Source organism: Escherichia sp. 20412-1 (assembly GCF_003027595.1).
Taxonomy (GTDB): Bacteria; Pseudomonadota; Gammaproteobacteria; order Enterobacterales; family Enterobacteriaceae; genus Escherichia; species Escherichia marmotae.
Genome location: NZ_PYQM01000006.1, coordinates 17,454 through 41,996 on the forward strand (window position 1 = coordinate 17,454; position 24,543 = coordinate 41,996).

General features: G+C 51.3%; 20 protein-coding genes. 15 read left to right on the top strand and 5 right to left on the bottom strand.

The features are described from left to right. Positions 1–147: 147 nt before the first annotated feature. The 7 genes from lepA (at position 148) to acpS (ending at position 6,655) form a co-directional block, all read left to right on the top strand. On the top strand, positions 148–1,947 hold the full coding sequence (lepA, locus tag C7B16_RS06410; protein WP_000790174.1) for a translation elongation factor 4: 1,800 nt from the start codon (positions 148–150) through the stop codon (positions 1,945–1,947). A gap of 15 nt (positions 1,948–1,962) precedes the next feature. Then, positions 1,963–2,937 carry a signal peptidase I gene (gene lepB, locus C7B16_RS06415; RefSeq protein WP_107179503.1) on the top strand — a complete coding sequence of 325 codons (975 nt, stop codon included), beginning with the start codon at positions 1,963–1,965 and terminating at the stop codon, positions 2,935–2,937. Between the two features lie 272 nt (positions 2,938–3,209). Then, positions 3,210–3,890: a ribonuclease III gene (gene rnc / locus C7B16_RS06425; RefSeq protein ID WP_001068343.1), complete on the top strand. Its 681-nt coding sequence runs from the start codon at positions 3,210–3,212 to the stop codon at positions 3,888–3,890. Continuing rightward, a complete protein-coding gene (era, locus tag C7B16_RS06430; RefSeq protein ID WP_107179504.1) occupies positions 3,887–4,792 on the top strand; it encodes a GTPase Era in 906 nt (301 codons plus the stop codon). The genes rnc and era overlap by 4 nt, the downstream gene beginning before the upstream one ends. Before the next feature lie 11 nt (positions 4,793–4,803). Continuing rightward, positions 4,804–5,532 carry a DNA repair protein RecO gene (gene recO / locus C7B16_RS06435; RefSeq protein ID WP_000399390.1) on the top strand — a complete coding sequence of 243 codons (729 nt, stop codon included), beginning with the start codon at positions 4,804–4,806 and terminating at the stop codon, positions 5,530–5,532. Positions 5,533–5,543: 11 nt separating this feature from the next. Beyond that, on the top strand, positions 5,544–6,275 hold the full coding sequence (pdxJ, locus tag C7B16_RS06440) for a pyridoxine 5'-phosphate synthase (protein ID WP_001516896.1): 732 nt from the start codon (positions 5,544–5,546) through the stop codon (positions 6,273–6,275). After that, positions 6,275–6,655 (top strand): holo-ACP synthase, encoded by a 381-nt coding sequence (gene acpS / locus C7B16_RS06445; protein ID WP_000986026.1) that lies wholly within the window; start codon positions 6,275–6,277, stop codon positions 6,653–6,655. The genes pdxJ and acpS overlap by 1 nt, the downstream gene beginning before the upstream one ends. 702 nt (positions 6,656–7,357) lie before the next feature. On the opposite strand, the gene yfhL is transcribed toward acpS, so the two are convergent. After that, positions 7,358–7,618 (bottom strand): 4Fe-4S dicluster ferredoxin YfhL, encoded by a 261-nt coding sequence (gene yfhL, locus C7B16_RS06455; RefSeq protein ID WP_001196284.1) that lies wholly within the window; start codon positions 7,616–7,618, stop codon positions 7,358–7,360. Between the two features lie 55 nt (positions 7,619–7,673). Next, a complete protein-coding gene (locus tag C7B16_RS06460) occupies positions 7,674–8,522 on the bottom strand; it encodes a MurR/RpiR family transcriptional regulator (RefSeq protein WP_001013776.1) in 849 nt (282 codons plus the stop codon). 208 nt (positions 8,523–8,730) lie between these two features. Here C7B16_RS06460 and yfhb point away from each other — a divergent pair, with 208 nt between their 5' ends. Further along, a complete protein-coding gene (yfhb, locus tag C7B16_RS06465) occupies positions 8,731–9,366 on the top strand; it encodes a phosphatidylglycerophosphatase C (protein ID WP_061090351.1) in 636 nt (211 codons plus the stop codon). 57 nt (positions 9,367–9,423) lie between these two features. Then, positions 9,424–9,927: a tRNA adenosine(34) deaminase TadA gene (gene tadA / locus C7B16_RS06470; RefSeq protein WP_001516895.1), complete on the top strand. Its 504-nt coding sequence runs from the start codon at positions 9,424–9,426 to the stop codon at positions 9,925–9,927. Here the strand turns inward: tadA and mltF are convergent. Then, entirely contained in the window at positions 9,924–11,480 is a 1,557-nt protein-coding gene (gene mltF / locus C7B16_RS06475; protein ID WP_000734181.1) for a membrane-bound lytic murein transglycosylase MltF, read from the bottom strand. The two genes, tadA and mltF, sit on opposite strands and share 4 nt — an antisense overlap. Before the next feature lie 257 nt (positions 11,481–11,737). On the opposite strand from mltF, the gene purL reads away from it, so the two are divergent. The 5 genes from purL (at position 11,738) to glnB (ending at position 20,242) form a co-directional block, all read left to right on the top strand. Then, on the top strand, positions 11,738–15,625 hold the full coding sequence (gene purL / locus C7B16_RS06485) for a phosphoribosylformylglycinamidine synthase (RefSeq protein ID WP_016249082.1): 3,888 nt from the start codon (positions 11,738–11,740) through the stop codon (positions 15,623–15,625). A gap of 588 nt (positions 15,626–16,213) precedes the next feature. Further along, positions 16,214–17,641: a two component system sensor histidine kinase QseE/GlrK gene (gene qseE / locus C7B16_RS06490; protein WP_016262266.1), complete on the top strand. Its 1,428-nt coding sequence runs from the start codon at positions 16,214–16,216 to the stop codon at positions 17,639–17,641. A 164-nt stretch (positions 17,642–17,805) separates the two neighbouring features. Then, on the top strand, positions 17,806–18,519 hold the full coding sequence (gene qseG / locus C7B16_RS06495; protein ID WP_001215851.1) for a two-component system QseEF-associated lipoprotein QseG: 714 nt from the start codon (positions 17,806–17,808) through the stop codon (positions 18,517–18,519). Continuing rightward, the gene (gene glrR, locus C7B16_RS06500) at positions 18,509–19,843 is read left to right on the top strand and encodes a two-component system response regulator GlrR (protein ID WP_001516890.1); all 1,335 of its coding nucleotides are present in this window, start codon (positions 18,509–18,511) and stop codon (positions 19,841–19,843) included. Before qseG ends, glrR begins: the two co-directional genes overlap by 11 nt. Before the next feature lie 60 nt (positions 19,844–19,903). Beyond that, complete coding sequence (gene glnB, locus C7B16_RS06505) at positions 19,904–20,242, top strand: nitrogen regulatory protein P-II (protein WP_000717694.1); 339 nt, start codon at positions 19,904–19,906, stop codon at positions 20,240–20,242. A gap of 43 nt (positions 20,243–20,285) precedes the next feature. Here glnB and hmpA read toward each other — a convergent pair whose 3' ends face one another. Beyond that, complete coding sequence (gene hmpA, locus C7B16_RS06510; protein WP_000883084.1) at positions 20,286–21,476, bottom strand: NO-inducible flavohemoprotein; 1,191 nt, start codon at positions 21,474–21,476, stop codon at positions 20,286–20,288. 330 nt (positions 21,477–21,806) lie between these two features. Here hmpA and glyA point away from each other — a divergent pair, with 330 nt between their 5' ends. Then, on the top strand, positions 21,807–23,060 hold the full coding sequence (glyA, locus tag C7B16_RS06520) for a serine hydroxymethyltransferase (protein ID WP_000919159.1): 1,254 nt from the start codon (positions 21,807–21,809) through the stop codon (positions 23,058–23,060). Between the two features lie 199 nt (positions 23,061–23,259). On the opposite strand, the gene C7B16_RS06525 is transcribed toward glyA, so the two are convergent. Next, positions 23,260–24,453: an ROK family protein gene (locus tag C7B16_RS06525; protein WP_001516887.1), complete on the bottom strand. Its 1,194-nt coding sequence runs from the start codon at positions 24,451–24,453 to the stop codon at positions 23,260–23,262. Between the last annotated feature and the right edge of the window lie 90 nt (positions 24,454–24,543).

Here is a 24,543-nt window from a genome sequence, read left to right on the forward strand (position 1 = left end):
ATACCACAATCCATACGGTATGAACATTTCCTCGCCTCAATGTTGTAGTGTAGAATGCGGCGTTTCTATTAATACAGACGTTAAGCTCAGAACAGCGACTTCTAAAAGCCTGGTTAACCGGGCATTAAGGCACAATAATCATACTTTATGAAGAATATACGTAACTTTTCGATCATAGCTCACATTGACCACGGTAAATCGACGCTGTCTGACCGTATTATCCAGATCTGCGGTGGCCTGTCTGACCGTGAAATGGAGGCACAGGTTCTCGATTCCATGGATCTTGAGCGTGAGCGTGGTATTACTATCAAAGCGCAGAGCGTGACGCTGGACTATAAAGCGTCCGATGGCGAAACCTATCAACTTAACTTTATCGACACCCCGGGTCACGTGGACTTCTCCTATGAAGTATCCCGTTCGCTGGCTGCTTGTGAAGGTGCATTGTTAGTGGTCGATGCAGGGCAGGGCGTAGAAGCGCAAACCCTGGCAAACTGCTACACCGCGATGGAAATGGACCTCGAGGTGGTGCCGGTACTTAACAAAATTGACTTACCAGCAGCCGATCCTGAACGCGTTGCGGAAGAAATCGAAGATATCGTCGGCATCGACGCTACCGACGCAGTGCGTTGCTCGGCAAAAACAGGTGTTGGTGTGCAGGATGTACTGGAACGTCTGGTGCGTGACATTCCGCCGCCGGAGGGAGATCCAGAAGGCCCATTGCAGGCACTGATTATCGACTCCTGGTTCGACAACTACCTGGGCGTTGTTTCACTTATCCGTATTAAAAACGGCACCCTGCGTAAGGGTGATAAAGTGAAAGTCATGAGTACCGGGCAGACTTATAACGCCGACCGCCTGGGTATTTTCACGCCGAAGCAAGTTGATCGTACTGAACTGAAATGTGGTGAAGTAGGTTGGTTGGTTTGTGCGATTAAAGATATTCACGGTGCACCAGTAGGCGATACCTTAACGCTGGCGCGTAATCCGGCAGAAAAAGCGCTGCCAGGCTTTAAGAAAGTTAAACCTCAGGTTTATGCCGGTCTGTTCCCGGTAAGTTCCGACGACTATGAAGCCTTCCGCGACGCGCTGGGCAAATTGAGTCTGAACGATGCCTCTCTGTTCTACGAGCCGGAAAGTTCTACAGCGCTGGGCTTTGGCTTCCGCTGCGGCTTCCTCGGCCTGCTGCATATGGAGATCATTCAGGAACGTCTGGAACGTGAATACGATCTTGACCTGATTACCACGGCACCGACAGTAGTGTATGAAGTAGAAACTACGGGGAAAGAAGTTATCTACGTCGACAGCCCGTCTAAGCTGCCAGCAGTGAATAACATCTACGAACTGCGTGAGCCGATCGCGGAATGTCACATGCTGCTGCCGCAGGCATATCTCGGTAACGTTATTACGCTGTGCGTAGAAAAACGTGGTGTACAGACCAATATGGTTTACCACGGTAATCAGGTGGCGCTGACGTACGAGATCCCGATGGCGGAAGTGGTGCTCGACTTCTTCGATCGCCTGAAATCTACCTCGCGTGGTTATGCGTCTCTGGATTACAACTTCAAACGCTTCCAGGCTTCCGACATGGTGCGTGTTGACGTTTTAATCAACGGTGAACGTGTCGATGCGCTGGCGTTGATCACCCACCGTGATAATTCGCAAAACCGTGGTCGCGAGCTGGTGGAGAAGATGAAAGATCTAATCCCACGCCAGCAGTTTGATATTGCCATTCAGGCAGCGATTGGTACGCACATTATCGCGCGTTCCACCGTGAAGCAGCTTCGTAAAAACGTACTGGCCAAATGTTATGGCGGCGATATCAGCCGTAAGAAAAAGCTGCTGCAGAAGCAGAAAGAAGGTAAGAAACGCATGAAGCAGATCGGTAACGTCGAGCTGCCGCAGGAAGCGTTCCTCGCCATTCTGCATGTCGGCAAAGACAACAAATAATCTTTAGGAGTTGGCATGGCGAATATGTTTGCCCTGATTCTGGTGATTGCCACACTGGTGACGGGCATTTTATGGTGCGTGGATAAATTCTTTTTCGCACCTAAACGGCGGGAACGTCAGGCAGCAGCGCAGGCGGCTGCTGGAGACTCACTGGATAAAGCTACGCTGAAAAAAGTTGCGCCAAAACCAGGTTGGCTGGAAACCGGTGCTTCTGTATTTCCGGTGCTGGCACTAGTGTTAATTGTGCGTTCATTTATTTATGAACCGTTCCAGATCCCGTCAGGTTCGATGATGCCGACTCTGTTAATCGGTGACTTCATTCTGGTGGAGAAATTTGCCTACGGTATTAAAGATCCTATCTACCAGAAAACGCTGATCGAAACCGGCCATCCGAAACGTGGTGATATTGTGGTCTTTAAATACCCGGAAGATCCAAAGCTTGATTACATCAAGCGTGCGGTTGGCTTACCGGGCGATAAAGTCACTTACGATCCGGTTGCGAAAGAGCTGACTATTCAACCTGGATGCAGTTCCGGTCAGGCGTGTGAAAACGCGCTACCGGTAACGTATTCCAACGTGGAGCCGAGCGATTTTGTTCAAACCTTCTCTCGTCGTAATGGTGGGGAAGCGACCAGCGGATTCTTTGAAGTGCCGAAAAACGAAACTAAAGAAAACGGTATTCGTCTTTCTGAACGTAAAGAGGCACTGGGTGATGTTACACACCGCATCCTGACAGTACCTATCGCTCAGGACCAGGTAGGGATGTATTACCAGCAGCCAGGGCAACAACTGGCAACCTGGATTGTCCCGCCGGGCCAATACTTCATGATGGGTGACAACCGCGATAACAGCGCGGACAGTCGTTACTGGGGTTTTGTGCCAGAAGCTAACCTGGTGGGTCGGGCGACGGCTATCTGGATGAGTTTCGATAAACAGGAAGGCGAATGGCCAACTGGCGTTCGTTTAAGTCGCATCGGCGGCATTCACTAATTGTCGTTATCCGTTCACGTTGTCACTGTTATGGTGGCAACGTGAATTATTTATGAGATAAATCTCCCGTGGCTAACGACATCCCTTGTCGTTGTGTATAGAATATTCCCCCGAAGTTTCAGGTTGGCGCCTTCTGGTCGCCACGGCACACGAAACAGCGTTGGTCCCCATATACAGGTCAACTGAAACTGCTGAAAAGCTGTTAGCAGAACCCTGCATATCAGGTCTGTTTCGTGTGCTGAATTGTTGACGCATTTATTTATTGGTATCGCATGAACCCCATCGTAATTAATCGGCTTCAACGGAAGCTGGGCTACACTTTTAATCATCAGGAACTGCTGCAGCAGGCATTAACTCACCGCAGTGCCAGCAGTAAACATAACGAGCGTCTGGAATTTTTAGGCGACTCTATTCTAAGCTACGTTATCGCTAATGCGTTGTATCACCGTTTCCCGCGAGTGGATGAAGGGGATATGAGCCGGATGCGCGCCACGCTGGTACGCGGTAATACGCTGGCAGAACTGGCTCGTGAATTTGAGTTAGGCGAGTGCTTGCGTTTAGGGCCGGGTGAACTTAAAAGCGGTGGATTTCGTCGCGAGTCAATTCTTGCTGACACCGTTGAAGCATTAATTGGCGGCGTATTCCTCGACAGCGATATTCAGACTGTCGAGAAATTAATCCTTAACTGGTATCAAACTCGTCTGGACGAAATTAGTCCGGGCGATAAACAAAAAGATCCGAAAACGCGCTTGCAGGAATATTTGCAGGGGCGCCATCTGCCTCTGCCAACTTATCTGGTGGTCCAGGTACGTGGCGAAGCGCACGATCAGGAATTTACGATCCACTGCCAGGTTAGCGGCCTGAGCGAACCGGTGGTTGGCACAGGTTCAAGCCGTCGTAAGGCTGAACAGGCTGCCGCCGAACAGGCGTTGAAAAAACTGGAGCTGGAATGAGCATCGATAAAAGTTACTGCGGATTTATTGCCATCGTCGGACGTCCGAATGTTGGCAAATCCACATTGTTGAATAAACTGTTAGGGCAGAAAATCTCCATCACCTCCCGCAAGGCGCAGACTACACGTCACCGTATTGTGGGTATCCATACTGAAGGTGCGTATCAGGCGATCTACGTTGATACCCCGGGCCTGCATATGGAAGAGAAGCGTGCCATTAACCGCTTGATGAACAAAGCGGCAAGCAGCTCCATTGGCGACGTTGAGCTGGTTATTTTTGTCGTTGAAGGCACCCGTTGGACGCCGGACGATGAAATGGTGCTCAACAAGCTGCGTGACGGTAAAGCGCCGGTGATTCTCGCGGTGAACAAAGTAGACAACGTGCAGGAGAAAGCCGATCTACTGCCGCACTTACAGTTTCTGGCAAGCCAAATGAATTACCTCGATATCGTGCCAATCTCAGCCGAAACTGGGCTAAACGTCGACACTATCGCGGCAATTGTACGCAAACACCTTCCAGAAGCGACGCATCACTTCCCGGAAGATTACATTACCGATCGTTCGCAGCGGTTTATGGCCTCTGAAATCATTCGTGAAAAGCTGATGCGTTTTCTCGGTGCAGAACTGCCGTACTCTGTAACCGTGGAGATCGAACGTTTTGTCACCAATGAGCGCGGTGGTTATGACATCAACGGTTTGATTCTCGTTGAGCGTGAAGGGCAGAAGAAGATGGTAATTGGCAACAAAGGGGCCAAGATCAAAACCATCGGTATTGAAGCGCGTAAAGACATGCAAGAAATGTTCGAAGCGCCTGTCCACCTTGAGCTATGGGTGAAAGTGAAATCTGGTTGGGCCGACGATGAACGCGCACTGCGTAGTCTCGGTTACGTTGACGATCTCTAAGAGTTACACCGATGGAAGGCTGGCAGCGCGCATTCGTACTGCATAGTCGTCCCTGGAGCGAAACCAGCCTGATGCTGGACGTCTTCACGGAGGAATCGGGACGCGTGCGTCTGGTTGCTAAAGGCGCACGTTCAAAACGTTCTACCCTGAAAGGCGCATTGCAGCCTTTCACCCCCCTCTTGCTTCGTTTTGGCGGGCGCGGTGAAGTCAAAACGCTGCGCAGTGCTGAAGCCGTCTCGCTGGCACTGCCGCTAAGCGGTATCACGCTTTACAGCGGGCTTTACATCAACGAACTCCTCTCCCGCGTACTGGAATACGAAACACGCTTTTCGGAACTTTTTTTCGATTATTTGCATTGTATCCAGGCACTGGCAGGGATCACAGGTACGCCAGAACCGGCGTTGCGTCGTTTTGAACTGGCGCTCCTTGGGCATCTGGGTTATGGCGTCAATTTTACCCATTGCGCAGGTAGCGGTGAGCCGGTGGATGACAACATGACGTATCGTTACCGCGAAGAAAAAGGATTTATCGCCAGTGTGGTTATCGACAATAAAACCTTTACCGGACGGCAGTTGAAAGCGTTACATGCGCGGGAATTTCCTGACGCAGACACATTGCGCGCCGCGAAACGCTTTACCCGTATGGCCCTTAAGCCTTATCTTGGCGGTAAACCTTTAAAAAGCAGGGAACTGTTCCGGCAGTTTATACCTAAGCGGACAGTGAAAACATTTAATGACTGATGAGGATTGTCATGGCTGAATTACTGTTGGGCGTCAACATTGACCATATCGCAACGCTGCGCAATGCACGCGGTACTGCTTATCCGGACCCGGTTCAGGCCGCATTTATTGCCGAACAGGCGGGGGCGGACGGCATTACCGTGCATTTACGTGAAGATCGCCGCCACATTACAGACCGTGACGTGCGCATCCTCCGTCAGACGCTAGATACCCGCATGAATCTGGAGATGGCGGTAACTGAAGAGATGCTGGCGATTGCCGTTGAGACGAAGCCGCATTTCTGCTGTCTGGTGCCGGAAAAGCGTCAGGAAGTGACAACCGAAGGCGGCCTGGACGTCGCGGGTCAGCGTGACAAAATGCGCGATGCCTGCAGACGTCTGGCAGATGCCGGGATTCAGGTTTCTCTGTTTATCGACGCTGACGAAGAGCAGATCAAAGCTGCAGCAGAGGTGGGGGCACCATTTATCGAAATCCACACCGGTTGTTACGCTGATGCCAAAACGGACGCTGAACAGGCGCAAGAGCTGGCGCGAATCGAGAAAGCCGCGACCTTTGCCGCAAGCCTCGGTTTGAAAGTTAATGCTGGTCACGGTCTGACCTATCACAACGTGAAAGCCATTGCCGCTATCCCAGAGATGCACGAACTGAATATAGGTCATGCCATTATTGGTCGCGCAGTAATGACCGGACTGAAAGATGCCGTGGCAGAAATGAAACGCCTGATGCTGGAAGCGCGTGGCTAATGGCAATATTAGGTTTAGGCACGGATATCGTGGAGATCGCTCGCATAGAAGCGGTAATCGCGCGATCCGGTGATCGCCTGGCACGACGTGTATTAAGCGATAATGAATGGGAGATCTGGAAAACGCATCATCAGCCGGTGCGTTTTCTGGCAAAACGTTTTGCTGTGAAAGAGGCGGCGGCAAAAGCGTTTGGTACTGGGATCCGTAATGGCCTGGCATTTAATCAATTTGAAGTGTTTAACGATGAGCTCGGCAAGCCAAGACTACGGTTGTGGGGCGAGGCGTTAAAACTGGCAGAAAAGTTGGGCGTCGCACATATGCATGTAACGCTGGCAGATGAACGCCACTACGCTTGTGCCACGGTAATCATTGAAAGTTAAAAGCCCTTCCTGAATATCAAAAAAGTACCGTTCTTTTTAAAAAGTAAAACCCCCGAACAGGTAAGGAGCAGGGGGTTACTTTACTATTTTAATATTGTGCAGCACACGATTCCAACAGAAATGATTATGGAGCAGTTTAGTTGGTCTGTATAAGCAACTTGCAATTTCTGGCATAAAAATGCGAGCCGGGACGAAGAATTTAATATTGATGAGAAGATTAACGTGACCACTTTTTCATAAGTACATTAGAATTGGCGTCGTTATTGGAGATTTTGCTGTGTTCTACACTATATTACTGAATTCCCCCATTGAAACGAGTGGTGTCATCAAAGCTTGCGGCACTCGATTCCAGTAACTCGCACGTTCAGTTTTGGGGAGATGTAAGGGCTAATCTGAATGGCTGTATTCCTTGTTTAAGGAAAAACAAATGACGGATTGTCGATATACCTTATTAAACAGGGCATTAAAGTCGTCATTACTATTTTACAGTTGATCCCTCTGTTCTTGTAACACCAGAAAACGTAATTAAGGCGCGTCGGGTGAACCCGCCGGGTGCGCCTTTAATAATGATAATTAAGTGTCTGCGCAGATATTATGGGGTTTTATTTAATGAATGTGTTTATTAATGGCAACATAAAAATAAATATAATAATTTCGTTTTACAAGAGTAAATAATCAATATTCTGCTCCAGAAGCAAAATACTAAATTTTATCCGCGTGATGCATCAGCACAAACTTATCCCACAACTGTTCTTCCGTCTCGACATGCTCCGGATCTTTCACAATGGTATTGGGGATCGGACATACTTTCTGGCAGGTTGGCGTCTCGTAGTGACCTACGCATTCCGTACACTTATCGCTGTTAATCTCGTAGATGTGATCGCCCATTGAAATCGCCTCATTCGGGCATTCAGGTTCACACATATCACAATTGATGCATTTTTTAGTGATTAACAGCGCCATAAGGAAACTCTCAAAACAACACAAACCGGGCGGGCATTATACGCGCATTCTTTACTCAAACCAGTTTTTTCACCAGAGCCTCGCTGTGGCGAATGCGTTCTGGGGCTAACTCGAGATCTTGTTGTATCAGTGCAATAAACAGCAAATCCGTTAGCATTCCCTGAGCATGACATGCAGAGATCGAAGCACTGTTCGTCGCTTGTTCTTCGGCTATGGTATACAGGCAATGAGAAGCGCGCTGTTGCAGGGCATTGGGGGTGAAACCGGTGATGGCCAGCACTTTACCGCCCACTCGTAACATCTCATCTGCTGCCAGGTTTAACTCGCGCCGCACGCCCGTGTATGAGATGGCTAATAACAAATCGTCCGGCGATGAAGCCTGTACTGTAGCGAGTAACGCGTGCATATCACGCTCAGCGGCAGCATTAAAACCAATCTTCATCAGCTTCCAGGCAAAATTCTGCGCCACCAGGCCGGAAGCGCCAATGCCGGTCAGAATAATCCGCCGTGCAGAACGAAGCATCGCTACGCATTCATGTAGCTTCTCCTCACTATTGACGTTCAGTGTTGCGTACATGGCAGCAGTATTTTCTTTAATCAGTTTTTCGCCCACCAGCCGTAACGGATCATCACCACGAATTTGGTTATGAATGGGTACGGAGGGAGATTCCGGTTGGCTTGCCAGAGCTTCACTCAATGCCAGCTTTAAGGCCGGAAAACCTTTATAACCGAGTTTTTGCGCGAACTTCACTACGCTGGACTGACTGACTCCGGCTTCGTTGGCCAGTTGTTGGGAGCTAAGGTGGCGGGCAGTGTCAGGTTGTAGCAGGAGATAGTCCGCCAGCTTTTTATCGCTCTGGGCAAGTCCCTGGTAACGCTGACGAATACGAAGTAAGCCGTTCATATCTTTCCTCGCGATGAATTAATGGCGACAACAGGCAATATGAGACACAAGCGAGCGAATATTATATTCCATCACAGTCAATTACCATGAATTAAAAATTCCAGTCAGCCATTATGCGATAGATTGATGCCGGAAAAGTGATGATCTATCTGTTAGGCTATGTAGTAGCAAAAATTAATCAGGATGTATCAGTCCAGAGGGGTATGGTTTGGCAACTCACGAGCGTCGTGTGGTGTTTTTTGACTTAGATGGAACATTGCATCAACAGGATATGTTTGGCTGTTTTCTGCGCTACTTACTGCGCCGCCAGCCGCAGAATGCGCTACTTGTTCTGCCGCTGTTGCCGATCATTGTCATTGCATTATTAATCAAGGGCCGAGCGGCACGCTGGCCGATGAGCCTGCTGCTATGGGGTTGTACCTTTGGTCATAGCGAAGCGCGTATACAGGCGTTGCAGGCCGATTTTGTGCGTTGGTTTCGCGACAATGTTACAGCCTTTCCGCTAGTGCAGGAACGTCTGACCAGCTATCTGTTAAGTTCCGATGCCGACATTTGGTTGATTACCGGTTCCCCTCAGCCGTTGGTCGAAGCGGTTTATTTCGATACGCCCTGGTTACCACGCGTTAATCTTATCGCCAGTCAGATCCAGCGCGGCTATGGCGGCTGGGTGCTGACCATGCGCTGTCTCGGCCATGAAAAGGTCGCGCAACTGGAACGCAAAATCGGCACGCCGCTGCGACTTTACAGTGGCTATAGTGATAGTAACCAGGACAACCCGCTACTCTATTTCTGTCAGCATCGCTGGCGGGTAACGCCTCGCGGCGAACTCCAGCAACTGGAATAGAGTAACGCATAGCGTCCGTGTATAATGCGCCGCGCTTTTATAACCGGAGTTTTCTTTTTGTCTGAAGTCGAATTTAGTCACGAATACTGGATGCGTCATGCGCTGACGCTGGCGAAACGTGCCTGGGACGAGCGGGAAGTGCCGGTCGGCGCGGTATTGGTGCATAACAACCGGGTAATCGGTGAAGGCTGGAACCGACCTATTGGTCGCCATGATCCTACAGCTCATGCAGAAATCATGGCGCTGCGGCAGGGAGGGCTGGTGCTGCAAAACTATCGCCTGATCGACGCGACATTATATGTCACGCTGGAACCGTGCGTGATGTGCGCCGGAGCGATGATCCACAGCCGTATTGGTCGCGTGGTCTTTGGCGCGCGTGATGCGAAAACTGGCGCCGCCGGATCATTAATGGATGTACTTCACCACCCGGGCATGAATCATCGAGTGGAAATTACGGAAGGAATACTGGCGGATGAGTGCGCGGCGCTACTCAGCGATTTTTTCCGAATGCGCCGTCAGGAAATCAAAGCGCAGAAAAAAGCGCAATCCGCGACAGATTAATTTCGTTTCTCTTCACTTCCCTTCCTGGAAAACAGTAGAGAAGGGGAGTGCGTCAGATAATTAGATGACGACTGCGAAAGAAATGAGAGAAAGGGAAATTTTTCTTTACCCAATTCCGCTGGCGATACCGCCGGATAATCCTGAGCCAACTGCATCGCCGCTTCTGTTGCCTGCTTTTCTTTTTCTTGCAAGTAACCCACCAGACTAATCTGGTACTTACGAATATTTTCTACATAAGCATAGGCTTCATGCCCACGTGCATAGCCGTAAGTCAGCTTGCTGTAATAGGGTTTCTGGCTAAGCAAAGGCAGACGTTGTTTAACATCGGCCCAGCTATCAGGATTACCTTTAGTTTTTGCCGTCAGGGCACGGGCATCCAGCATGTGTGCATAGCCCATATTATAGGCGGCGAGCGCAAACCAGATCCGCTCATTTTCTGGCACGCTTTCTGGCACTTTACTCATCATATTATGCAGGTAACGCGCGCCGCCGCTGATGCTTTGTTCGGCATCAGTACGGTCGGTAATGCCCAGGCTTTGCGCGGTATTTTTGGTTAACATCATCATGCCGCGCACGCCAGTCGGAGAAGTCGCCTGCGCGTCCCAGTGCGATTCCTGATAAGCTATCGCTGCCAGCAAACGCCAGTCAATTTCCTCGGCGTATTTCTCAAATAGCGGTTTTAACTGTGGCAGAACAGCATCAACGGCGCGTAAAAACGTGCGCGTATCGACATAATCAAAATCATTGCCATGCCCGAGATATTTCTCTTCAATACGCGCCAGTGTGCCGTCCTCATTCATTTCATTGAAGAAATCGAGCAGGGCAGCAGAAAGCGTATTATCGTTATCTAATTGACTAAACCAAGTCACGGGTTGTTCATCGGTAATATCCAGCGCCACGGCGAGTTCCGGGTGAACGCGCTGGAACAAGCTGATAGCGACAGAATCGGCAATGGTGTAATCCAGCTTACCTTCGATAACATCTTCCATTAACTCCGCAGACCCTTTTCTGTCGTCCACTTTCCAGCCTAATTCCGGGAACTTAGTCTCTTTCAGTTTTTGCAGATCATTAATGACAACATGCCCAGGTGCGACGGCCAACTTTTCCGCCGTCAGATTACCCAGCGTACGTGGTCGATACTGACCCACTTTATAGACCAGTTGTTGTGAAACGGAATAATAGGTTGGGCCGGGTTGATAATTTTTAACCCTTTCGCTGTTATAGACCAGCCCTGCAGCCAGCAGATCGGCATCACCGTTATCGAGATCGTCAAATAACTGGCTGATGTTCTGCCGCACGGTGACTTTCAGTTTAACGCCAAGATAGTCAGCAAACTGTTTGGCCAGTTCATAATCCAGCCCGAAGGGTTTGCCGTTGATTTCGTTCCAGGTGAGAGGTGTGTGAATAGTACTCACGCGCAACTCTCCCCGCGCTTGTATGGCGGCGATACGGTTGTCGGCTTTACCAAACCAGGGAATGGATGGCCAGAGAGCGACCGCGAGAAGCAGTGCCAGAATACCGATGAACAGATAATTAATCTTTAATTTTTTCAATTAGTTAATTCTCTGCGTCGTGCTTTTCCCTGCCTGAAAAATCGTAATAATGTAGAAAGGTTTCATCATAAATGAGCGGCATTTTGCGTAAACCCGCGCCAGTTGGCAACTTATTACAGATATTGGCGGCACGCGTTGCTAATCCACGGCGGCGATTTTATTTCCACGCAAACGGTTTCGTCAGCACGCCAGATTCTTTATAATGACGCCCGTTTCCCCCCTTTGGGTACACCGAAAGCTTAGAAGACGAGAGACTTATGATGGAAATTCTGCGTGGTTCGCCTGCACTGTCGGCATTCCGAATCAATAAACTGCTGGCACGTTTTCAGGCTGCCAGGCTCCAGGTTCACAACATTTACGCCGAGTATGTCCATTTTGCTGACCTCAATGCACCGTTAAACGATGATGAGCACGCGCAACTTGAACGCCTGCTGAAATATGGCCCGGCACTCGCCAGCCATGCCCCGCAAGGCAAACTACTGCTGGTGACCCCGCGTCCTGGCACCATCTCTCCCTGGTCTTCGAAAGCGACCGATATTGCCCATAACTGCGGGCTGCAACAGGTAAACCGTCTTGAACGTGGCGTTGCTTACTATGTTGAAGCCGGTACGCTGACTCACGAACAATGGCAGCAGATTACCGCTGAACTACACGACCGCATGATGGAAACGGTCTTTTTTGCGTTAGATGATGCAAAGCAGTTGTTTGCTCATCATCAACCGGCTCCGGTTACCAGCGTTGATTTGCTGGGACAGGGTCGTCAGGCCCTGATCGACGCTAACCTGCGTCTTGGCCTGGCATTGGCAGAAGATGAGATTGACTATCTGCAAGACGCTTTCACAAAGCTTGGTCGTAACCCGAACGACATCGAGCTTTATATGTTCGCCCAGGCGAACTCTGAGCACTGCCGTCACAAGATTTTTAACGCCGACTGGATTATCGACGGTGAACAACAGCCAAAATCGCTGTTCAAGATGATTAAAAACACCTTCGAAACCACACCAGATCACGTTCTCTCTGCATATAAAGATAACGCTGCCGTGATGGAAGGTTCCGAAGTAGGCCGCTATTTTGCCGACCATGAAACGGGGCGTTACGATTATCATCAGGAACCGGCTCACATCCTGATGAAAGTGGAAACCCACAACCACCCGACGGCAATTTCTCCGTGGCCGGGTGCGGCGACCGGTTCCGGTGGTGAAATCCGTGATGAAGGCGCAACCGGACGCGGCGCGAAGCCGAAAGCCGGCCTGGTTGGATTCTCCGTTTCCAACCTGCGTATTCCAGGCTTTGAACAGCCGTGGGAAGAAGATTTTGGTAAACCGGAACGTATTGTTACCGCACTGGACATTATGACCGAAGGCCCGCTGGGCGGCGCGGCGTTTAACAACGAATTTGGCCGTCCGGCACTGAACGGCTACTTCCGTACTTATGAAGAAAAAGTGAACAGCCACAATGGCGAAGAGCTGCGTGGTTATCACAAGCCGATCATGCTGGCGGGCGGGATCGGCAACATCCGCGCCGATCATGTGCAGAAAGGCGAGATCAACGTTGGAGCTAAGCTCGTCGTCCTCGGTGGTCCGGCAATGAACATCGGTCTTGGCGGCGGAGCGGCGTCTTCTATGGCTTCCGGTCAGTCTGATGCCGACCTCGATTTCGCTTCTGTACAGCGCGACAACCCCGAAATGGAACGTCGTTGCCAGGAAGTGATCGACCGCTGCTGGCAGTTGGGCGATGCAAACCCAATCCTGTTTATCCATGACGTTGGTGCAGGTGGTCTTTCTAACGCTATGCCGGAACTGGTGAGTGACGGCGGGCGTGGCGGTAAATTCGAATTGCGCGATATTCTTAGCGACGAACCGGGGATGAGTCCGCTGGAAATCTGGTGTAACGAATCCCAGGAACGCTACGTGCTGGCTGTTGCCGCCGATCAGTTGCCGTTGTTTGACGAACTGTGTAAGCGTGAACGCGCGCCATATGCGGTGATTGGTGAAGCAACCGAAGAACTGCATCTTTCTCTGCACGATAGTCATTTTGATAATCAGCCGATCGATCTGCCGCTGGACGTGTTGCTTGGTAAAACGCCGAAGATGACCCGCGATGTACAAACGCTGAAAGCGAAAGGCGACGCGCTGGTTCGTGAAGGGATTACTATTGCTGACGCGGTGAAACGCGTGCTGCATCTGCCGACCGTGGCAGAGAAAACCTTCCTCGTTACCATTGGCGACCGTAGCGTAACCGGCATGGTGGCGCGCGATCAGATGATCGGTCCGTGGCAAGTACCGGTAGCTAACTGTGCGGTTACTACCGCCAGCCTCGACAGCTACTACGGTGAAGCAATGGCAATTGGTGAACGTGCGCCGGTTGCGCTGCTGGATTTTGCCGCCTCTGCTCGTCTGGCGGTCGGTGAAGCGTTAACCAACATTGCTGCTACGCAGATTGGCGATATTAAACGCATCAAACTTTCCGCCAACTGGATGGCGGCGGCAGGTCACCCTGGTGAAGATGCGGGCCTGTATGAAGCAGTGAAAGCGGTGGGCGAAGAACTTTGTCCGGCGCTCGGCCTGACGATCCCGGTCGGTAAAGACTCTATGTCGATGAAAACCCGCTGGCAGGAAGGTAATGAAGAGCGCGAAATGACCTCCCCGCTGTCGCTGGTAATCTCTGCATTTGCCCGTGTGGAAGATGTGCGTCACACCATTACGCCGCAGCTTTCTACCGAAGATAACGCACTGCTGCTGATTGACCTCGGCAAAGGCAATAACGCGCTGGGCGCAACGGCGCTGGCGCAGGTATATCGTCAGCTTGGCGATATACCGGCAGATGTGCGCGATGTTGCTCAACTGAAAGGTTTCTACGACGCCATTCAGGCGCTGGTCGCCCAACGTAAGCTGCTCGCCTACCACGATCGTTCTGACGGTGGCCTGTTGGTGACGCTGGCGGAAATGGCGTTTGCCGGTCATTGCGGCATTGAAGCAGATATCGCAACTCTGGGTGAAGATCGCCTGGCCGCGTTGTTTAACGAAGAGCTGGGGGCGGTGATTCAGGTACGCGCTGCAGACCGTGAAGCCGTAGAAGGCGTACTGGCACAGCACGGACTTGCTGATTGTGTCCATTATGTCGGTCAGGCTGTTTCTGGTGACCGTTTTGTGATTACGGCCAACGGGCAGGCTGTATTCAGCGAAAGTCGCACCACGTTGCGTGTCTGGTGGGCAGAAACCACCTGGCAGATGCAGCGTCTGCGTGACAATCCGGAGTGTGCCGATCAGGAACACCAGGCGAAATCTAACGATGCCGATCCGGGTCTGAATGTGAAATTGTCGTTCGATATCAACGAAGATGTGGCGGCACCGTTTATTGCCACTGGCGCGCGCCCGAAAGTTGCTGTGCTGCGTGAGCAGGGTGTGAACTCGCATGTTGAAATGGCGGCAGCGTTCCACCGTGCGGGCTTCGATGCTATCGACGTGCATATGAGCGACCTGCTGGCTGGACGCACTGGCCTGGAGGATTTCCACGCCCTGGTCGCGTGCGGTGGTTTCTCCTACGGTGACGTGCTGGGCGCAGGTGAAGGTTGGGCGAAGTCTATCCTGTTCAACGACCGTGTGCGCGATGAGTTTGCAACCTTCTTCCATCGTCCGCAAACGCTGGCGCTGGGGGTATGTAACGGTTGCCAGATGATGTCTAATCTGCGTGAATTGATCCCTGGTAGCGACCTGTGGCCACGTTTTGTGCGTAACACCTCCGATCGCTTTGAAGCGCGTTTCAGTCTGGTTGAAGTGACCCAAAGCCCGTCACTGCTGTTGCAGGGGATGGTGGGTTCACAGATGCCGATAGCTGTTTCTCACGGTGAAGGGCGCGTGGAAGTGCGTGACGCTGCGCATCTGGCGGCACTGGAAAGCAAAGGGCTGGTGGCGCTGCGCTATGTTGATAACTTTGGTAAAGTCACTGAAACTTACCCGGCTAACCCGAACGGTTCCCCGAACGGCATTACGGCGGTCACGACTGAAAGCGGTCGTGTCACCATCATGATGCCGCACCCGGAACGTGTTTTCCGCACTGTCAGCAACTCCTGGCACCCGGAAAACTGGGGTGAGGATAGCCCGTGGATGCGTATTTTCCGCAATGCGCGTAAGCAGTTGGGGTAAGACTGCGGGTATTTTACGCAACGCATTGGTTTTACAGGCCGGATAAGGCGTTTACGCCGCATCCGGCATTAAACACCAACCACTATCATATGCTCCCAACTCCGGGAGCTTTTTTGTGTCTGTAAATCACGACAATGGGTGGTTTACCGTGTCGCTCATTGGCGACATTTAACCTATTGATTTTATTTAAGACTAATAATTTTATCTTTGACCGTCTCTTTTAGGCGACACAACGGCTGATTTATAGTCAAATCGTGAAGCACTCATAAACCTATCAAAACAACGTACAATCAGTACGTTATCAAACTATTTTGTTTATTGGCACAGTTAATGCATAATAGTAACCAGTGGCTCATTCACCCACTTATGTCAGCCCCTTCGGGACGTGCTACATAAAAACCGAATGACGCACAACAAGGTGCCTGCCGTCCAACTTCTGATATCAGCGTAGCTATATCAACCATCGGGCGAAACGTCGAGTTAGGCACCGCCTTATTCCACAACAAAGCCGGGTAATTCCCGGCTTTGTTGTATCTGAACAGCCCCTCGGTTAGCATCACGTTATTCGCGTCTGACGAGAGTAATGCCTTGAAACGCTGGCCCGTTTTTCCCCATTCATTACGACAACTGGTAACGCTGGCATTCCTGCTGATCCTGCTGCCCTTGTTAGTGTTGGCATGGCAAGCCTGGCAAAGCCTGAATGTACTTAGCGATCAGGCGGCGCTGGTCAACCGCACGACGCTTATCGATGCCCGGCGCAGTGAAGCGATGACCAACGCGGCGCTGGAGATGGAGCGTAGCTACCGTCAGTATTGCGTGTTGGACGATCCCACCCTGGCGAAGGTCTACCAAAGCCAGCGCAAGCGTTACAGCGAAATGCTCGACGCCCACGCAGGCGTGCTGCCGGACGATAAACTCTACCAGGCATTGCGTCAGGATTTGAACAATCTCGCCCAACTTCAGTGCAACAACAGCGGCCCCGATGCCGCCGCTGCTGCGCGTCTGGAAGCCTTCGCCAACGCGAATACTGAAATGGTACAGGCCACGCGCACCGTGGTGTTCTCTCGTGGGCAGCAACTGCAACGAGAAATTGCCGAACGTGGGCAATATTTCGGCTGGCAATCGCTGGTACTGTTTTTGGTAAGCCTGGTAATGGTGCTGCTTTTCACACGGATGATTATCGGTCCGGTAAAAAATATTGAACGGATGATCAACCGATTGGGGGAAGGGCGTTCTCTGGGGAATAGCGTTTCGTTCAGCGGCCCTCGTGAATTACGTTCGGTCGGGCAACGAATTATCTGGTTAAGCGAGCGCCTGTCATGGCTGGAATCTCAACGCCATCAGTTTTTAAGACATCTATCTCATGAATTAAAAACGCCGCTGGCGAGTATGCGCGAAGGTACTGAATTACTTGCTGATCAGGTTGTTGGGCCGCTCACGGCAGAGCAGAAAGAGGTGGTGAGCATTCTCGATAACAGCAGTCGCAATCTGCAAAAGCTGATCGAACAACTGCTTGATTACAACCGTAAACAGGCGGACGGCGCGGTGGCACTGGAGAACGTCGAGCTTGCACCACTGGTGGAGATGGTAGTTTCCGCTCACAGCTTGCCTGCACGGGCTAAAATGATGCATACCGACGTCGATCTGCAGGCAACAGTTTGCCAGGCAGAGCCAATGTTGTTGATGAGCGTGCTGGATAATCTTTACTCCAATGCGGTGCACTACGGGGCTGAATCCGGTAACATTTGCCTTCACAGCAGCTTACATGGCGCGCGGGTTTACATTGATGTCATCAATACAGGTATGCCCATTCCGCAAGAGGAACGCGCCATGATCTTCGAACCCTTTTTTCAGGGAAGCCACCAGCGAAAAGGGGCGGTGAAGGGCAGCGGTCTGGGATTAAGCATTGCCAGGGATTGTATTCGCCGTATGCAAGGGGAACTGTATCTGGTCGATGAGAGCGGGCAAGACGTTTGTTTCCGTATTGAATTGCCTGCGTCAAAAAACACGAAATAATGCTAAGAGCCTATCCCATTAGGCTATTTTATTTGCCAGTTTGGCCCCGGGCAGTGCTCGAAATCCTCACGTACTACGTGTACGCTCCGGTTTCTCCGCGCTGTCCATGTCCAAACTTCCTGCAACAATTACGCCCACTGGGAAAGGCTCTAAGTCTGGTGAATATGCGACACATTTTTCAACAAATTTTGCCCCGGCGGCTATGGCTGGCGGGGTTGCCTTGTCTGGCATTGCTGGGCTGTGTGCAGAGTTACAATAAACCAGCTCTTAATACGCCAGCAGAAGAAAAAATTCCGGTTTATCAACTGGCTGATTATCTTCCTACTGAATGTAGTGACATCTGGGCGCTGCAAGGGAAATCAACCGAAACTAACCCGCTTTACTGGCTACGGGCGATGGATTGTGCCAACCGCTTAATGCCAGCGCAATCGCGTCAGGAAGCCCGCAAGTATGGCGACGGTAGCTGGCAAAATACCTTTAAACAGGGAATTTTGCTGGCCGACGCTAAAATTACGCCTTTTGAACGCCGCCAGTTAGTTGCGCGCATTGACGCGTTAAGTACCGAGATCCCGGCGCAGGTTCGCCCGCTGTATCAGCTCTGGCGCGATGGTCAGGCGTTACAATTGCAACTGGCGGAAGAGCGTCAACGCTACAGTAAACTCCAGCAGTCCAGCGATAGCGAGCTGGATGCTTTGCGCCAGCAACATCACGTTCTACAGCAGCAACTGGAGCTTACCACCCGTAAACTGGAAAATCTGACCGATATTGAACGTCAGCTCTCGACCCGTAAACCTGCCGGAAATTTCGCGCCGGACGCGACGCACGAGAGTGAAAAGCCCGCGCCATCTACCAATGAGGTCACCCCTGATGAGCCATAAACCTGCGCATTTATTATTGGTCGATGATGATCCCGGATTGTTGAAATTACTTGGTCTGCGCCTGACCAGCGAAGGCTACAGCGTGGTCACGGCGGAAAGTGGCGCTGAAGGGTTGCGGGTACTGAATCGCGAAAAAATAGATTTAGTCATCAGCGACCTGCGGATGGATGAAATGGACGGTATGCAACTGTTTGCCGAAATCCAGAAAGTGCAGCCGGGGATGCCGGTTATCATCCTCACCGCGCATGGTTCCATTCCCGATGCCGTTTCCGCGACACAGCAAGGCGTGTTTAGTTTCCTCACCAAACCCGTCGATAAAGACGCGTTGTATCAGGCAATTGACGATGCGCTGGAGCAATCCGCGCCAGCCACCGACGGACGCTGGAGCGAGGCTATTGTCACCCGCAGTCCGCTGATGCTGCGTTTGCTGGAACAGGCGAGGCTGGTAGCGCAGTCTGACGTTAGTGTGCTGATTAACGGCCAGAGCGGCACGGGGAAAGAGATTTTCGCCCAGGCGATCCACAACGCCAGCCCACGCAACAACAAACCGTTTATTGCCATTAACTGTGGCGCATTGCCTGAACAGTTGCTGGAGTCAGAACTGTTTGGTCATGCACGCGGCGCGTTTACTGGTGCCGTCAGCAATCGCGAAGGTTTATTCCAGGCGGCGGAAGGCGGTACGCTGTTTCTCGATGAGATTGGCGATATGCCCGCGCCGTTACAGGTAAAATTGCTGCGCGTGTTGCAGGAGCGCAAAGTCCGTCCGCTGGGCAGCAACCGCGATATTGATATCGACGTGCGGATTATTTCCGCCACTCATCGCGACCTGCCAAAAGCGATGGCGCGAGGTGAGTTCCGCGAAGATCTCTATTACCGCCTCAATGTTGTTAGTCTGAAGATCCCCGCACTGGCGGAGCGCACGGAAGATATTCCGTTGTTAGCAAACCATTTATTGCGTCAGGCGGCAGAGCGACATAAACCGTTTGTCCGTGCGTTCTCCACCGATGCGATGAAGCGCCTGATGACCGCCACCTGGCCGGGCAATGTGCGCCAGTTGGTGAATGTGATTGAACAGTGCGTGGCGCTGACGTCATCTCCGGTGATTAGTGATGCGCTGGTGGAGCAGGCGCTGGAAGGAGAAAACACGGCGCTACCTACCTTTGTTGAGGCGCGTAATCAGTTTGAACTCAACTACTTGCGCAAGCTGCTGCAAATCACCAAAGGCAATGTCACCCACGCGGCGAGAATGGCGGGGCGCAACCGGACAGAATTTTATAAACTGCTTTCCCGACACGAACTGGATGCAAACGATTTCAAGGAATGAATTGGCGTAATGTGTTACGTTTAGCAGATCAAAAGACAGGCGACCTTTTCAAGGAATAGCATGAAAAAGATTGATGCGATTATTAAACCCTTCAAGCTGGACGATGTCCGCGAAGCACTGGCTGAAGTCGGCATTACCGGTATGACGGTAACCGAAGTGAAAGGTTTTGGCCGCCAGAAAGGCCATACCGAGCTGTATCGCGGCGCGGAGTATATGGTGGATTTTCTGCCGAAGGTGAAAATTGAGATCGTCGTACCCGACGACATTGTGGATACCTGTGTAGACACCATTATTCGCACAGCGCAAACCGGTAAAATTGGTGACGGTAAAATCTTCGTCTTTGACGTGGCACGGGTCATTCGTATCCGTACCGGTGAAGAGGACGACGCGGCAATTTAAACCGCGTCGGGGTTGCCGGATGTCTCCATCCGGCAATATCAAATCACAGCACCTTATGTGGGCCAAAGCATTCGTAATGAATGTTTTCCTGCTTCACGCCCAGATCCACTAACTGTTTTGCGGCAAACTGCATGAAGCCAACCGGGCCGCAGAGATAGAACTGCATTGCCGGATTGCTGAACGCACCTTCGAGTTTGCTCAGATCCATCAGACCTTCGCTATCAAACTGACCTTTCGCGCGATCGGCTTCACTCGGCTGACGATACCAGGTATGCGCGGTAAAGCGCGGCAGCGATTGCCCCAGTTCCTTAACTTCATCGGCAAAGGCGTGAACATCGCCATTTTCTGCAGCATGGAACCAGTTCACCTGGGCGCTATGGCCTGTTTTTGCCAACGTGTCGAGCATCGCCAGCATTGGCGTCTGACCGACACCCGCAGAGATTAAGGTCACTGGCGTGTCATTCGCTACATCCATAAAGAAATCACCAGCCGGAGCCACCAGCTTAACGACATCGCCAACGTTAGCGTGATTGTGCAGCCAGTTGGATACCTGTCCGCCATCTTCGCGTTTCACTGCAATACGATAGCCTTTGCCATCCGGTTTACGGGTCAAAGAGTACTGACGAATTTCCTGATGCGGGAAACCTTCCGGCTTCAGCCAAATGCCGAGATATTGTCCCGGACGGTATTCTGCCACTGCGCCACCGTCGACCGGTTCCAGTTCGAAACTGGTGATCAATGCGCTGCGTGGTGTTTTAGCCACAATGCGGAAATCGCGCGTACCTTCCCAGCCACCGGCTTTGCTGGCGTTTTCGTTATAAATTTCTGCTTCGCGATTGATAAACACATTTGCCAGTACGCCATACGCTTTGCCCCATGCGTCCAGCACTTCCTGACCCGGGCTGAACATTTCGTCGAGGGTGGCCAGCAGGTGTTCGCCTACGATGTTGTACTGCTCTGGTTTGATCTGGAAGCTGGTGTGTTTCTGCGCGATTTTCTCCACTGCTGGCAGCAGCGCAGGCAGGTTTTCAATATTACTGGCGTAGGCGGCAATGGCGTTAAACAGGGCTTCACGTTGATCGCCATTACGCTGGTTACTCATATTGAAAATGTCTTTGAGTTCTGGGTTATGAGTAAACATACGGTCGTAGAAATGGGCGGTTAATTTCGGCCCTGTTTCCACCAGCAAAGGGATAGTGGCTTTTACTGTAGCGATGGTTTGAGCGTCAAGCATAGAGTCTTCCTTTTTTTTGCATCTTAATTGATGTATCTCAAATGCATCTTATAAAAAATAACCCTGTCCTGTAAATGGTTCCTTGGTGTTTTTCATTAGGAATGTGATGAAGTGAAAAATTTGCATCACAAACCTGAAAAGAAATCCGTTTCCGGGAGTAAGTCCTTTATTCACCAAAGCCTTGACGTGCTTGAAGGTAATCGTTTGCGTAAATTCCTTTGTCAAGACCTGTTATCGCAGAATGATTCGGTTATACTGTTCGCCGTTGTCCATCAGGACCGCCAAAATTAGGCGAAAAAATTTTATTGTTAGCTGAGTCAGGAGATGCGGATGTTAAAGCGTGAAATGAACATTGCCGATTATGATGCCGAACTGTGGCAGGCTATGGAGCAGGAAAAAGTACGTCAGGAAGAGCACATCGAACTGATCGCCTCCGAAAACTACACCAGCCCGCGCGTAATGCAAGCACAGGGCTCTCAGCTAACCAACAAATATGCTGAAGGTTATCCGGGTAAACGTTACTACGGCGGTTGCGAGTATGTTGATATCGTCGAACAACTGGCGATCGATCGCGCGAAAGAGCTGTTCGGCGCTGACTACGCTAACGTTCAGCCGCACTCCGGTTCCCAGGCTAACTTTGCGGTCTACACCGCGCTGCTGGAACCAGGCGATACCGTTCTGGGTATGAACCTGGCACACGGCGGTCACCTGACTCACGGTTCTCCGGTTAACTTCTCCGGTAAACTGTACAACATCGTTCCTTACGGTATCGATGCAACAGGTCATATCGACTACGCAGATCTGGAAAAACAAGCGAAAGAACACAAACCGAAAATGATCATCGGCGGCTTCTCAGCATATTCCGGCGTGGTTGACTGGGCGAAAATGCGTGAAATCGCTGACAGCATCGGTGCTTACTTGTTCGTTGATATGGCGCACGTTGCGGGCCTGGTTGCTGCTGGCGTCTATCCGAACCCGGTTCCTCATGCTCACGTTGTCACTACTACCACTCACAAAACCCTGGCGGGTCCGCGCGGCGGCCTGATCCTGGCGAAAGGTGGTAGCGAAGAGCTGTACAAAAAACTGAACTCTGCAGTCTTTCCGGGTGGGCAGGGCGGTCCGCTGATGCACGTAATCGCCGGTAAAGCAGTAGCGCTGAAAGAAGCGATGGAGCCGGAGTTCAAAACTTACCAGCAGCAGGTCGCGAAAAACGCCAAAGCGATGGTAGAAGTGTTCCTCGAGCGCGGCTACAAAGTGGTTTCCGGCGGTACTGATAACCACCTGTTCCTGGTTGATCTGGTTGATAAAAACCTGACCGGTAAAGAAGCTGACGCCGCTCTGGGCCGTGCTAACATCACCGTGAACAAAAACAGCGTACCGAACGATCCGAAGAGCCCGTTTGTGACCTCCGGTATTCGTGTGGGTACTCCGGCGATTACCCGTCGCGGCTTTAAAGAAGCAGAAGCGAAAGAACTGGCTGGCTGGATGTGTGACGTGCTGGACAGCATCAATGATGAAGCGGTTATCGAGCGCATCAAAGGTAAAGTTCTCGACATCTGCGCTCGCTACCCGGTTTACGCATAAGCGAAACGGTGGTTTGCTGACAATGTGCTCGTTGTTCATGCCGGATGCGGCATGAACGCCTTATCCGGCCTACAAAACTTTGCAAATTCAATATATTGCAATATCCGTGTAGGCCTGATAAGCGTAGCGCATCAGGCAATCTTACGTTTGTGATCATCGCGAGGCTTCCTTCGGGAAGCCTTGTTACGTTATCGCGGCATTAAATTTGCCGTAACTGCGCTTCAACATACAAATAGCCAATCCCCAGCACCTGTTGCGCGCGGCTTAATTGCCCGAAGCCAATTTGCGTCGCTTTCACGCCAGGCCCTTCATCGCGGTCGAACGGATTAAACCCTGTCTGGCGAATAATGGTATTAAGCCAGTTCTCGCCAAAGGCGCAACTACGACCATACAGCCAAATCTGATTAATATTGAGGATGTTGAGGAAGTTATACAGACTTAAACCAATGGCGTTAGCACTGCGGTCAACCCAACTGGTGACCCACGGTTCTCCACTTTGCCAGGCAGCGATTAATTGCGCGGTAGTCAGTTTTTCGGGATCAAGTTGAGTATTGTCCGGCTGTGATTTTAGCCATACCCGCGCCTGCTTTTTTAATGCGCTTAACGAGGCGACGGTTTCCAGGCAGCCGTAACGTCCACAATCGCAGGCGACGCCATCGGGGTTAACGATGGTGTGACCAATCTGTCCGCTGCCATACAAACTGCCGCGATAAATTTGCTCGTTAATCACGAACGACGAGCCAATGCCGTAATCAACGTTGATCACGCAGAAATCACGCCCCTGCGAATTTTTTTGCCATTTCTCCGCCAGCGCCAGCATCACGCAGTCATTATCGACCATTACCCGAATGCCGAGCTTTTCTTCCAGCAGATATTTCACCTCAACCGGCGCTGTCCACGGCGCTTGCGGCATGGTTTGCGATACGCCGGTGACCGGATCAACCTGGCCGTGAATTGCCAGCGCCAGATTGATAGTGCGCTCTGGCCACAGTTTGCGATGGCGATGCCAGCATTTTTCGATCTCCGCCAATAGCGCCTGCGGTGTCGGAGCGTCAATCTGAAAGCGTTCAAATTCACCTTTCGGACTTAAACAGGCATTAGCGACCTGACACTCAATGCTGGTGGGCGTAACGTTCAGACACAGCGTCCAGGCACCCTCCGGTGCAATGAGCCATGTGCCGCTGCTATGCCCGCGCGTCTGGCTTTCATCGTCGATATTCACCACCCGCTTTTCGTTTTCCAGCTCCTGCAAAATATTACTGACTGCCGGAATCGAAATTTGCGCCAGTCGGGCCAGCGTCGATTTATTGGCACGTTTTTGCCGGTACAGCAGCTCCAGAATCACGCATTTGTTATGGTGGCGGATCTGTTGATTGTTAATGCAGGCTCTCATCTTCACTAAACCTTGTTTAGTTAATTGCGTGATTATTCCGCGAAAACATTGCCAGATTGTTCAATACACTGCCACAAATCTTTTAATTCA